Source organism: Micrococcus sp. 116 (assembly GCF_902506395.1).
Taxonomy (GTDB): Bacteria; Actinomycetota; Actinomycetes; order Actinomycetales; family Micrococcaceae; genus Micrococcus; species Micrococcus luteus.
The window spans coordinates 746,367-758,384 of sequence record NZ_LR732370.1 but is presented as its reverse complement, the minus strand read 5'-3'; the positions used below and the strand labels follow the sequence as shown (position 1 = coordinate 758,384).

12 protein-coding genes and 2 tRNA genes are annotated in these 12,018 nt (G+C 71.8%); 3 read left to right on the top strand and 11 right to left on the bottom strand.

All coding sequences use genetic code 11. The features are described from left to right. The first annotated feature begins 171 nt into the window (after positions 1-171). Positions 172-507 (top strand): hypothetical protein, encoded by a 336-nt coding sequence (locus CITRIK5_RS03590; protein ID WP_123243907.1) that lies wholly within the window; start codon positions 172-174, stop codon positions 505-507. Between the two features lie 83 nt (positions 508-590). Here CITRIK5_RS03590 and CITRIK5_RS03585 read toward each other — a convergent pair whose 3' ends face one another. From CITRIK5_RS03585 to CITRIK5_RS03555, 7 genes are all read right to left on the bottom strand, one after another. Continuing rightward, positions 591-1,208 carry a DsbA family protein gene (locus tag CITRIK5_RS03585; protein WP_036316880.1) on the bottom strand — a complete coding sequence of 206 codons (618 nt, stop codon included), beginning with the start codon at positions 1,206-1,208 and terminating at the stop codon, positions 591-593. 62 nt (positions 1,209-1,270) lie between these two features. Further along, entirely contained in the window at positions 1,271-2,569 is a 1,299-nt protein-coding gene (gene clpX, locus CITRIK5_RS03580) for an ATP-dependent Clp protease ATP-binding subunit ClpX (protein ID WP_036316877.1), read from the bottom strand. 167 nt (positions 2,570-2,736) lie between these two features. Continuing rightward, a complete protein-coding gene (locus CITRIK5_RS03575; RefSeq protein ID WP_041104792.1) occupies positions 2,737-3,402 on the bottom strand; it encodes an ATP-dependent Clp protease proteolytic subunit in 666 nt (221 codons plus the stop codon). A gap of 41 nt (positions 3,403-3,443) precedes the next feature. Then, the gene (locus CITRIK5_RS03570) at positions 3,444-4,058 is read right to left on the bottom strand and encodes a ClpP family protease (RefSeq protein ID WP_169577765.1); all 615 of its coding nucleotides are present in this window, start codon (positions 4,056-4,058) and stop codon (positions 3,444-3,446) included. Between the two features lie 267 nt (positions 4,059-4,325). Further along, positions 4,326-5,780, bottom strand: a complete 1,455-nt coding sequence (tig, locus tag CITRIK5_RS03565; protein WP_036316981.1) for a trigger factor — start codon at positions 5,778-5,780, stop codon at positions 4,326-4,328. Between the two features lie 42 nt (positions 5,781-5,822). Further along, positions 5,823-5,896, bottom strand: a tRNA-Pro gene (locus CITRIK5_RS03560). Between the two features lie 83 nt (positions 5,897-5,979). Next, the gene (locus tag CITRIK5_RS03555; RefSeq protein WP_036316872.1) at positions 5,980-6,873 is read right to left on the bottom strand and encodes an SDR family oxidoreductase; all 894 of its coding nucleotides are present in this window, start codon (positions 6,871-6,873) and stop codon (positions 5,980-5,982) included. A 76-nt stretch (positions 6,874-6,949) separates the two neighbouring features. Here CITRIK5_RS03555 and CITRIK5_RS03550 point away from each other — a divergent pair. After that, a tRNA-Gly gene (locus tag CITRIK5_RS03550) sits at positions 6,950-7,020 on the top strand. A gap of 122 nt (positions 7,021-7,142) precedes the next feature. On the opposite strand, the gene CITRIK5_RS03545 is transcribed toward CITRIK5_RS03550, so the two are convergent. The 4 genes from CITRIK5_RS03545 to CITRIK5_RS03530 form a co-directional block, all read right to left on the bottom strand. Then, positions 7,143-8,054, bottom strand: coding sequence for an Fpg/Nei family DNA glycosylase (locus tag CITRIK5_RS03545; RefSeq protein WP_063190232.1), 912 nt, complete (start codon positions 8,052-8,054; stop codon positions 7,143-7,145). After that, a complete protein-coding gene (locus CITRIK5_RS03540) occupies positions 8,055-8,528 on the bottom strand; it encodes a ribose-5-phosphate isomerase (RefSeq protein WP_060974239.1) in 474 nt (157 codons plus the stop codon). It abuts the gene before it with no gap. A gap of 86 nt (positions 8,529-8,614) precedes the next feature. Beyond that, positions 8,615-10,180 carry an NAD(P)/FAD-dependent oxidoreductase gene (locus tag CITRIK5_RS03535; RefSeq protein ID WP_049146108.1) on the bottom strand — a complete coding sequence of 522 codons (1,566 nt, stop codon included), beginning with the start codon at positions 10,178-10,180 and terminating at the stop codon, positions 8,615-8,617. A 14-nt stretch (positions 10,181-10,194) separates the two neighbouring features. Then, positions 10,195-11,049, bottom strand: coding sequence for an alpha/beta fold hydrolase (locus tag CITRIK5_RS03530; protein WP_049146105.1), 855 nt, complete (start codon positions 11,047-11,049; stop codon positions 10,195-10,197). A gap of 181 nt (positions 11,050-11,230) precedes the next feature. Between CITRIK5_RS03530 and CITRIK5_RS03525 the strand changes: the two genes are divergently transcribed. Beyond that, on the top strand, positions 11,231-12,001 hold the full coding sequence (locus CITRIK5_RS03525) for an IclR family transcriptional regulator (protein ID WP_168196734.1): 771 nt from the start codon (positions 11,231-11,233) through the stop codon (positions 11,999-12,001). Positions 12,002-12,018: the final 17 nt, after the last annotated feature.

Below are 12,018 nucleotides of genomic sequence, written 5' to 3'. Positions count from 1 at the left end.
GAGTTCGTCGGGAGGCGGCCCTCCCGGGGGTGTCGTGGTGCACCTCCCGGTCGTGCTCCTGCCGCATGTCGCAGTGCGGTCACCGCGGCAGGGGTGGACACTGAGAGGATGAGACCGACACCCGATCCCGCCCCGGCCGGCCGCCGCGCCTGCGACTCCTCCGCCCGGCGGATGTCCGCCGCCCTCGCCGCCATGGGCGTGCTCCACTTCGTCCGACCTGAGCCCTTCGACGGGCTGATCCCGCCGTTCCTGCCCGGCTCGGCCCGCGCGTGGACCCACGGCTCCGGCGTGGCCGAGCTGGCCGTGGCGGGTCTGCTGGCCGTCCCGCGCACCCGGCGCGCGGGCGGACGCGCCGCGCAGGCGCTCTTCCTCGGCGTGTGGCCCGGCAATGCGTGGATGGCCTGGCGGTGGCGACGCCGGCCCTGGCCGGCGCAACTGGTCTCCCTCGGGCGGCTGCCCCTGCAGGTCCCCCTGATCCGCGCGGCCGGCAGAGTGGCGCGCGGCTGACCCCCGCCGCCCCGCACCCCGACGACGCCGGCCCCACACCTTCGCGCTGAAGGTGTGGGGCCGGTCTCGTGCGAGCCGGGGGCTCAGTCGAACTGCGGATCCGTGGTGCGGGCCCGCTTGATCTCGTAGAAGTACGGGAAGTCGGCCAGGGCGACGGCGCCGTCGAAGATGCGGCCCGCCTCCTCGCCGCGCGGGATGCGGGTCATCACGGGACCGAAGAAGGCCGTGCCGTTGAACGCCACGACGGGCGTGCCGACGTCGTTGCCCACGAGGTCCTCCGCCTCCTTCTGGCTGGCGCGCAGCTGCTCGTCGGCCACGTCGGTGCGGGCGGCGTCCAGGATGTCCGCGTCGTGGCCCAGCTCCTCGAGGGCCTCGGCCACCACGGCCTCGTAGTCCGTGCGGCCCTGCTCGTGGATGCGGGTGCCGACCGCGGTGTACCACGGGCCGAGCGCCTCGGCACCGTGCCGCTCGCGCACCTGCACGGCGGCGCGGGCCGGCAGCCAGGCCTTCTCGAGGCGGGCCAGGTAGTCGGGGTCCAGGTCGCGGCCCTCGTTCAGGACGGCGAGCGACATGATCTTGAAGACCACCCGCACGTCGCGCACCTTCTGGACCTCCAGGATCCACCGGGAGGTGATCCAGGCGAACGGGCACGTGGCGTCGAAGTAGAAGTCGACGGTGGGCTGCTGCGTGGTGTCGGTCATGCTGTGCTCCTTGCGGTCAGGGAGCCGTCTCGGCTCCGGTCGGTCCTGCTGGGCGACGGCGGTCAGGCGCTCCGGCCGCGTCGACGTCGTTCCACCTCGGCCGGGATGAGCGTGGGCTCGGCCTCGCCGCGCACCACGTCCCCGGAGATGACGACCGTGCCCACATCCGAACGGGAGGGCAGCTCGAACATCACGGGCTTGAGGACGTTCTCCATGATGGAGCGCAGGCCGCGGGCGCCGGTGCCGCGGGCCTCGGCCTGGGCGACGACGGCGTCCAGGGCGTCCTGCTCGAACTCGAGCTCCACGCCGTCCATGAGGAACATCTTCTGGTACTGCTTGAGCAGGGCGTTCCTCGGTTCGGTCAGCACCCGCACGAGCTGTTCGTGCGTGAGGTCCTCGACAGTGGTGATCACGGGCAGGCGGCCGATGAACTCGGGGATGAGGCCGAACTTCAGCAGGTCCTCCGGCCGCACGTCCGCGTAGGTGACGTCCCCCGCGCCCAGGTGGTTCAGGGGCGCGCCGAACCCGATGCCCTTGCGTCCGGCACGGGAACCGATGATCTCGTCCAGGCCCGCGAACGCGCCCGCCACGATGAACAGCACGTTGGACGTGTCGATCTGCAGGAACTCCTGGTGGGGGTGCTTGCGCCCGCCCTGCGGCGGCACCGACGCCACCGTGCCCTCGAGGATCTTCAGCAGGGCCTGCTGCACCCCCTCGCCGGAGACGTCCCGGGTGATGGAGGGGTTCTCGGACTTCCGCGAGATCTTGTCGATCTCGTCGATGTAGATGATGCCCTGCTCGGCCTTCTTCACGTCGTAGTCCGCGGCCTGGATGAGCTTGAGGAGGATGTTCTCCACGTCCTCGCCCACATAGCCGGCCTCGGTGAGGCTGGTGGCGTCCGCGACCGCGAACGGGACGTTGAGCCGCCGGGCGAGGGTCTGCGCGAGATACGTCTTGCCGGAGCCGGTGGGGCCGACCATGAGGATGTTCGACTTGCCGACCTCGACGTCCGCGAGGTCGTCCCGCTCGGTGAGGCGGTCGGCCAGGTCACCGCCCCGCGCCTGCGGCCCACGCACGCGCTTGTAGTGGTTGTACACGGCGACGGCGAGGGAACGCTTGGCCGCCTCCTGACCGATCACGAAGCTCTCGAGGTGGTCGAAGATCTCCTGCGGGGTGGGCAGGACGGTCTCGTCCGCCTCCGCCGCCTCGCCGAGCTCCTCCTCGATGATCTCGTTGCACAGCTCGATGCACTCGTCGCAGATGTAGACACCCGGGCCGGCGATGAGCTTGCGCACCTGCTTCTGGCTCTTCCCGCAGAACGAGCATTTCAGCAGGTCAGCGCTCTCTCCGATACGCGCCATGGTGGTACTCCTCGAAGGCCGGGCGGAGACGTCCGCCCCGCGCGGGCGTCGTCGCTGTCAGATTCCGTCCAGCATACGGCCGTGGACGGACACGTTAAGGGACCGGGTCCCCGGTCGGCGCCGAGGGGCCCGGCCGCGCGGCCGGACCCCTCGGCGGGCGTCGTCGGTCAGGCAGACGGGCGGGTGATCTTGCGGGAGGCGAGGACCTCGTCCACGAGGCCGTACTCGAGGGCCTGCTCGGCCGAGAGGAACTTGTCCCGGTCGATGTCCTGCGAGACCTCCTCGGGCGTGCGGTTGGTGAGGGAGGCCAGCGTCTCCTCCATCCACACGCGCATCCGGTTGATCTCCTGGGCGTGGATCTGCAGGTCCGTGGCGGTGCCGCGGTCGCCCTGCATCGCCGGCTGGTGGATCAGCACGCGCGCGTTGGGCAGCGCCAGACGCTTGCCGGGGGCGCCCGCGGCCAGCAGCACGGCCGCGGCGGAGGCGGCCTGGCCCAGGCACACGGTCTGCACCTCGGGGCGGATGAACTGCATGGTGTCGTAGATCGCCGTCATGGCCGTGAACGAGCCGCCCGGCGAGTTGATGTACAGGGTGATGTCACGTTCGGAGTCCATCGCCTCGAGCACGAGCAGCTGGGCCATCACGTCGTCGGCCGACGCGTCGTCCACCTGCGCGCCGAGGAAGACGATGCGGTCCTCGAAGAGCTTGGCGTAGGGGTCCTGACGCTTGAAGCCGTAGGGGGTGCGCTCCTCGAACTGCGGGAGGATGTAGCGCGCGTCCGGCGTGGGCAGGGAGGGCATCCCGGTGGGGAGCCCGGCGGGGAACTGGGTCATTCTTGGTCTCCTGGAGAGGGTCGGGACGGTCCGGGCCGGGCTCAGCCCCGGACGCCGCCGCCGCCGGTCACGGACGCGGCACGGTCGGCGATGTGGTCGATGAAGCCGTACTCGAGGGCCTCCTGCGCGGTGAACCACTTGTCACGCGCGTTGTCCTCGAGGATGGTCTCCACGGACTGGCCGGTCTGCTCGGCGGTCAGCTCCGCCATCACCTGCTTCATGTGCAGGATCAGCTGGGCCTGGATGCGGATGTCCGACTCGGTGCCGCCGATGCCGCCGGAGGGCTGGTGCATCAGCACGCGGGCGTGGGGGGTGGCGTAGCGCTTGCCCTTGGTGCCGGAGGCGAGCAGGAACTGGCCCATGGACGCGGCGAGGCCGGTGGCCACCGTCACGACGTCGTTGGGGATGTACTGCATCGTGTCGTAGATCGCCATGCCCGCGGTGACGGAGCCGCCCGGGGAGTTGATGTACAGGTAGATGTCCTTCTCCGGGTCCTCGGCCGAGAGCAGGAGCAGCTGGGAGCAGATCGCGTTGGCGTTGTCGTCACGGACGTCCTCGCCCAGCCAGACGATGCGCGACTTCAGCAGCTGGGTGTAGAGGAAATCCTCGCGCTGCGCCGGGTCCACCGAACGCATGCTGGGGGTGATGTCGGTCATCACTTCCGCCTTCCTGTCGAGATGTGCACGGGCCTCCCGAACGGCGGCCGCTCGCGCGGACGGACGGGTCCCTGATCGAGTCCGACACTAGCCGGGCGTCCGGGCCAGCGCGCGGGACGCCGTCGGCGTTTCGCTGTTGGCGCAGGTTGTCGCGGACCCCGCCCGGGGCCGCCCACCGGGGCCCCGGGACGACGACGGCGCCCCCACCGGCGTGGGCGGGGGCGCCGTCGTCGTGGCTCGGCGGGGGTGCGTCCCCACCGGCCGGGATCAGGCCTGCTCGGCCGCCTCGGCGTCGTCGGCCTGCTCGGCCGGGGCCTTCTTGGCCGTCGACTTCTTCTTGGCCGGGGCCTTCTCGGCGGGCTTCTCCTCCGCCTCGTCGGCGCCCTCGGCCTCGGCGCCCTCGGCCTCAGCGTCGAGGGCCTCCTGGCCGCCCGGGGTCACGAACGCCGTCAGGTCCACGGCCTTGCCGTCGGTGTCGGTGACCTCGGCGTACTCGAGGACCTTGGCCAGGGCCTTGCGGCGGCGGACCTCGCCCATGATCATCGGGATCTGCCCGCCCTGGTCGAGCATCATGGCGAACTGGTTCGGGTCCATGCCGTACTCGGAGGAGGTGGCGATGATGTACTCGATCAGCTCACCCTGGTCGACCGTGACCTCCTCGGCCTCGGCGACCTCGTCCAGGATGACCTCGTTGGCGAACGCCTCGCGGGTGTTCTGCTCGAGCTCGGCACGGTGCTCGGCGGTGTCGTGGTCGTCGCCCGCGGTGTGGCCGCCGGCGGAGAAGTGCTGCTCGACCTGCTCGGCGATGACGCCGTCCGGCACCGGGACCTCGACGAGCTTGGCCAGCTCCTCGAGGACCTTGTCGCGGGCCTCGACGCCCTGGCGGTTCACGGCCTCCTCGGCGGCCTGCTTCTTCAGGTCCTCCTTGAGCTCGGCGATGGTGTCGAACTCGGAGGCCAGCTGGGCGAACTCGTCGTCGGCCTCGGGCAGCTCGCGCTCCTTGACGGCCGTCAGCTCCAGCTTGACCACGGCGGTCTCGCCGTCGTGCTCGCCGCCGTTGAGCGTGGTCTCGAAGGTGGCGTCCTCGCCGGCGGACAGGCCGTCGAGGGCCTCGTCGATGCCCTCGAGCATGGTGCCGGCGCCCACCTGGTAGGACAGGCCCTCGGCCTGGTCGACCTGCTCGCCGTCGACCGTGGCGGTCAGGTTCATCGTGACGAAGTCGTCCTGGGCGGCCGGGCGGTCCACATCCTTGAGGGAGCCGAAGCGCGAGCGCAGGGCGTCGAGGGCCTTCTGCTCGTCCTCCTCGGTGGCCTGGGCGGGCTCCACCGTCACCTTGAGGCCCTTGTAGTCGGGCAGCTCGATGGTCGGGCGCACGTCGAACTCGGCGGTGAAGGCCACCGGGCCCTCGGCGTTCTCCGCGTCCGGGGTGGCGGTCACGTCGACCTCGGGGCGGGAGATCGGCGTGACCTCGGCCTCGGCGATGGCGGCGGAGAACCAGGTGTTCAGGCCCTCGTTGACGGCCTGGTCCACGACGATCTCGCGGCCGAAGCGCTGCTCGATCAGGCGCGCCGGGATCTTGCCCTTGCGGAAGCCCGGGATCTGCACCTGGTTGGCGATGTCCTTGAACGCCTTGTCCAGGGCGGGCTTCACCTCCTCGAACGGCACCTCGACGGTCAGCTTGACGCGGGTCGGGCTGAGGTTCTCTGCGGTGGACTTGACCACGGATGACTCCTGTTGGTGGTGGTGGATGGTCTTGACGTCGAGTCGGGGTGACAGGATTTGAACCTGCGGCCTCACGCTCCCAAAGCGCGCGCTCTACCAAGCTGAGCTACACCCCGCCGTCGTCCCCGACGCCGGCGGGCTCACGCGGTGGAGGCTCGCCGGACACCCGAGGGACTGCCCGAGGGCAGACTGTGGAATCCTAGCGCGCCGTCTCGCGCCCCGCGAAAAGCCGCGACCGCCGGCCCGTGAAGCCGTCCATCGTGGCGTTGACCCCGAGGACGTCCATCGCGCGGTCGAAGACGGGCGCCGGCAGGGCGCGCAGGGGCGCGATCAGACCGACGGCGCGCGGCAGCAGCAGGCGGGTGCGGCCGGCCTCGACGGCGTCCAGCACCTCCTGCGCCACGTGGCGCGGATCCAGCACGGGCAGCAGCCAGGGCACCCGGCTGCGCACGCCCGCGAACATCCCGGTGTCGATGTAGAAGGGGCAGACGGCGAGGGAGGTGACGCGGCTGCCGTCCTTGCGCAGCTCCGCGGCGAGGGACTCGGCGAAGCCGACCGCGGCGTGCTTGGTGGCGGAATAGTCCGTCTGGCGCGCGACGCCGACCAACCCCGCGGCCGAGGCCACCGTGACCACGGCCCCGCGGTCCCGGGCCCGCATTCCGGGCAGGACCGCCCGGGTCAGCCAGTACGGCGCGAGTGCGTTCACCTCGAAGGTGCGGCGGATGCCCTCCTCCGTGGCGTCCTCGAGGCGCACGCCCGTCACGACGCCCGCGTTGTTCACGGCGACGTCCACCTCTCCGGCGCGGGCGGCGGCGGCCTCGACGGCGGCCGCGTCCGTCACGTCCACGCGCTCGGCCTGGGCGTCCGCGCCCTGAGACCGGATCTCGGCGGCGACGGCCTCAGCCCCCTGCAGGTCGAGGTCCCAGACGACGACGCGGCCCGCGCCGCGGCGGGCGGCCCCCAGGGCGATCAGTCGACCGATGCCGGACGCGCCGCCCGTCACGAGGACGGTGGCGCCGCGCAGGGACAGGGGACGACGGCCGGCGAGGGCGGACGCGGCCCTGCGGAGGGCGGGACGGGAGCCGTGCATCATGCCTCTTCCCCCACGGCCGACGCGGGCCCGCCGTGATACGGTGTCAGCCGCTGGTCCGCGCCGAGCGCGGCCCCGCGGGGATGTAGCTCAATGGTAGAGCCCCAGTCTTCCAAACTGGCTACGCGGGTTCGATTCCCGTCATCCCCTCCGGACCTCATGAGCCGGGTCATCGTGTGCACACGATGGCCCGGCTCATGGCTTTCTCGGGTGCGTCGTCGTCCGCGCCGGTGCCTTGACCGCTGTGCCCGGTCGGGCCTGCTACAGGCCCCTCAGCTCTGACAGGTGAGGCACCGGTAGAGCTTCCGGGCCGCCATCTCCTCCACCACGATCGTCTCGCGCCCGCACACGAGGCACGCCAGGCCCTGCCGCTGGTACACGTAGCTCGCGTGCTCGGGCCAGGCCGCTTCGGCAGGGATCCCCGGCCGGTGCTCGGGCCGGGTGGTGACGATCCGCCCGAGCCGCACGCCCTCCCGCATGAGCGCGGCGTTGTCCGCCCAGAGGGACTCCAGCTCCGACGCGGAGACGTCCCGGGCCGGCCGCCACGGGTCGATGCCGACCCGGAACAGCGCCTCGGCCCGGAAGATGTTGCCGATCCCGCTGACGGCCGCCTGGTCCATCAGCACGACGCCGATCGGCCGCCGTGTCCGCCGGGCGAGGTCGTAGAACGGCGCGGGATCGTCGTCGCTCAGCGGATCCGGGCCCAGGCCGGCGACGACGTCGGCAGCCTCGGCCGGAGTGAGCGCGCGGCACCGGCTCGCGCCGATCAGGTCGGCCCAGCCGTGCTCGGCGCGCAGTCGCAGCCGGACCGTGGCGGCCGGCGGCGGGGGCTGGACCCAGCCGTCGGCGTCGCGAGCGGGCTCGGCGGCCGGGGCGCCGTCGTCGTGGACCTCCCGCTCGCCGATCCGGCGGGGTGCGCCGATCGAGGACGCGGCCGCGAAGTCCTGATCCCCGCCGAAGGTCCACGCCCCGTACATGCCCAGGTGGACGTGGAGCACGTGGCCGCCGGAGACGTCGGCGAAGAAGTGCTTGCCGTGGGCCCGGGCGCGCTTCAGGACCTGGCCGTCGAGCAGGGCGGCCCCCTCGGCGAAGCGGCCCTGCGGACTCGTGGCGCGGATCCGGCGGCCGCCGAAGACGTCGGTGAACTGGCGCGCGAGACGGTGGACGGAGTGGCCCTCAGGCACTCACATCAGCACCTCTCCGGTGGTCTCGTAGTGCGCGATCTTCCCGATGCGGCGCACGTGGCGCTCGTCCTGGGAGAACGGTTCGGCCAGGAACGCCTCGATGAGCTCGGTGGCCTCCTCGAGCGAGTGCTGTCGACCGCCGACGGCCACGACGTTCGCGTCGTTGTGCGCGCGGGCCAGCCGCGCCGTGTCCAGGTTCCAGGCCAGGGCGGCTCGGACGCCGGCCACCTTGTTGGCGGCGATCTGCTCGCCGTTGCCGGAGCCGCCCAGCACGATGCCGAGCGAGTCCAGTCCCTGCTCGCGGTCGGCGACGACGGCGCGGGCGGCGTTGATGCAGAAGCCCGGGTAGTCGTCCTGCGCGTCGTACTCGGTGGGTCCGTGGTCCACCATCTCGTAGCCAGCGGTGGTGAGGTGCTCCACCAGGTGGGCGGACAGCTCCATGCCGGCGTGGTCGGTGGCGATGTGGACGCGCATGCGCAGACTCCTCCAGAAGGACGACGGTCGGGTGGGGTCAGTCTACTGACGGCCCCACCCGACCCCCTGCCCCGGGGCGGGCCGGCTCAGATCAGCGCGACCGATCGCTCGGGCTCGCGCACCGGCATGGGCTCGGGCTCCCCACTCGCCGAGGAGAGGAAGCCCTCCCCGGTGAAGTGGCCGTTGCGGGCGCGGAAGTCGTAGGCGTAGTCGGGCCAGATCAGCGTCAACTTGCCCGAGCGGGGGTCGACGTACCAGGAGTGGCAGCCGCCGTCCACGAGCCACACCGAGGTGGCGGCCCGCTCCTGGAGACGGTCCACGTACTCCTCCTGGGCGAGTGTCTCGGGGACCATCGTCCTAATTCCCTCGTGCTCCACCCGGTCCAGGGCCTCCAAGATGTACGCGATCTGCGACTCGATGATGTAGACGATCGAGTTGTGCCCCAGCGAGGTGTTCGGCCCGTTGATGGCGAACAGATTCGGGAATCCCGCCACGGCCGTGGAGTCGAACGCCGCCATGCCGCTGCTCCAGTGATCGGCCAGGGAACGGCCCTCACCGTCGTGGACGCGCTCGGCGAACGGCGGCTGGGCCGCCTCGAAGCCGGTGCAGAGGACGACGACGTCGACCTCGTACCCGTGACCGCTCACGCCGAACAGCCGGCTCCCCTCGACGCGGTCCAGCGCGCTGTCCTCCAGGGTGACGTTGTCCCGGGCCATGGCCGGGTAGTAGTCGTTGGAGACGAGCACACGCTTGCAGCCCGGCAGGTACCGCGGCGTGAGGCGCTCGCGGAGCTCGGGGTCAGAGACCGCGGCGGCCAGGTGCCCGAGGGCCTGGGCCCGGACCTGGTCCAGTGCGGCCGGCACACCGCGGCGCTGGGCATAGTTCGACTCGGCGAACCAGAAGATGTCGTCGCGCTCGCGCTGCATGGTGTGCGGGGCGCGCTCGAACATGCGGCGCACGGCCGCGGAGTACGGCTTGACCACGCGCGGGGTGACCCACGCGGGGGTGCGCTGGAAGACGACGAGCTCGGCCGCCGTCGCCGCCAGCTCGGGGATGACCTGGATCGCGGAGGCGCCGGTGCCGACGACGGCGACACGCTTGCCCTTCAGGTCCACCGTGTGGTCCCAGCGGGCGGAATGGATGACCTCGCCCTCGAAGGCGTCGAGACCCGGGACGTCCGGCAGGCGGGGGTCGGCGAGGTGCCCGGTGCCCATGATGAGCCAGCGTCCCGTGTAGGTCCCGCGCGGCGTCCGCACCGTCCACCGCTCCGTCTCGGGGTCCCAGTGCGCTTCGAGCATGTCCGCCCCGAGACGCAGGTGCGGGGTGAGGCCCTCGTCCTCGGAGAAGCGCACGAGGTAGTCCTGGATCTCCGGACCCGGTGTGTAGAAGCCCGACCACTGCGGGTTCGGCGCGAAGGAGAAGCTGTAGAGGTGGCTCGGGACGTCGCACGCGGCACCCGGGTAGGTGTTGTCCCTCCAGGTCCCGCCGACCTGCTGGGCGCGGTCCAGGATGAGGAAGTCCTCGCGGCCGTGACGCCGCAGCTGGGCGCCCATGCCGAGGCCGGCGAATCCGGAGCCGATGATGAGGATCTCGGCGGACTCGTCGCGCGGTGCGGGGCGCACGTCGGTGGTGGTGGTCATGGCGGTGGTCATGGCTGGCCCCTCTCTCAGGCGTGGGTCTCGGGGATGATCGCGCCGGCCGGGTGGCGGTCGGGCTCGCGCAGGTACAGGTCGACGATCTGCATGAGTTCGGCCGGGCGCTCGAGGAAGAAGGCGTGGCCGCTCGTCATGGTCGTCAGCCGCGCGTCGTCGATGATGCCGAGCAGCTCGTACTGGTGATGGGGCGGGACCATGATGTCCTCGGCACAGGAGACGATCAGTGTCCGCGCGGTGACGGCGGAGAGACGGTCGGCGACGTCCACGCGGGCGTTCAGGTCCATCTGCCGGGCGGTGAACTCGTCCGCGGTCAGGGAGGCGAGCGCCCCGTCGAGCATGGCCGGGGTCAGGGAGCGCAGGGCCAGCGGGGACAGGCCGCAGAAGGCCGTGTAACGGGCCAGGGCATCAGGGCTCGTGGCGTACAGGTGCCGCCAGACCTCGTTGCGCAGGCGCTGGTGGACATCCGTCGTCGCCCAGCCGGCCACGAGCACGAGGTTCTCCACACGGCGACCGAGGTCGGCGGCCAGCTGCCCGGCCACGACGGCGCCGAGTGAGTAGCCCAGCAGGTCGAACGCGGCGTCGGGGCCGAGGAGCTCGTCGACGACAGCCCGCACCTGGCCGACCAGCAGGTCGACGGTCAGGTCTGCGGCGGGGTCGGCCGTCGGCGCCCAGTCCACGGCGATGACGCGCGTCCGCGTGGCCATCATCGGGAACAGGTGGCCGAAGTGCGAGGCGGTCGTCCCGCCCGTGCCGTGGACCAGCACGAGAGGCCGGTCGAGCTCCCCGGGTGTCACCGAGTCGTGGCAGGTGACGGAGGCACCGTCCACGCTGACGGTGCGCGTGACGGTCGATGCGGTCAGTGGCATGAGGCTCCTCCTGGAAACCGATATGTGGACTATGGGGACGACACCCGCGATGTGACCCGCCCTACATTTCCCAGCATGGCGCGTTCATTTCTCGGAATGCAAGTAGAGCGGCAATCATTTAGTCCATCAGATGGAACTGGCTCCGACGCCGGAGCTGCGGCACGATCGACCGGTGACCCCTATGACCCCACCCACCGGCGTCCTGCCCCGTGCCGCCCTCGTGATGCGCCTGCTGCACGAGGCCGGACCCGCCGGCCTGCGGCTGAGCCAGCTCGTCCAGCGGACGGGTCTGCCCCAGCCCACCGCCCATCGACTGCTGGCCGACCTGGCGGAGCAGGGTGCCGTGACCCGGCGCGGGGCCGCCTATGCGCTCGGTGATCGGTGGGGCCCGGTCGGGTTCGAACCGGTGACGCCGCGGTGCCTGATCGAACGCGAGGCCAGCCGGGCCGTGGTCCAGGCCGCCGCGGACGAGCTGGGGGACACGGTCTACCTGGCGGCACGGGCTGCGGGCGGAGTGGCCTACCTCCTGCGATGCGACGGCGACTCCCCCGTGCGCGTCTTCACCGTGGAGGTCGGCGAGGTCAAACGGCTTGCCGCCGGGTACGCCGGCATCGCGCTCCTGGCCTCCCTGCCGCCCGAGCGCCGGCGAGCGGAAGTGGACGCGGTCGTCGCCCGGCCTCCCCGCCGCTGGAACCTGACGGATGACGGGGCCCTGCACGACCTGCTGGACACCCTGCTGCGTCAGATGGACGAGCAGGGGTGGTGCGGCGGTGTGCCGGTCGTGCCCGGGGTGGCCGGAGTCGCCTGTGGCGTCCCGGCGCGGACGGGAGGCATCCCCCAGGTGTCCCTCACCGCCTCGGCGGCCGAGCAGCGGATGCCACCGGCACGCGTGCCCGAGGTGGCTGAGGTGCTGCGTGCGGCGGCGACCCGACTGGCCGAGATCGGGGGCTGAGCACGCCGGCCGGCCCG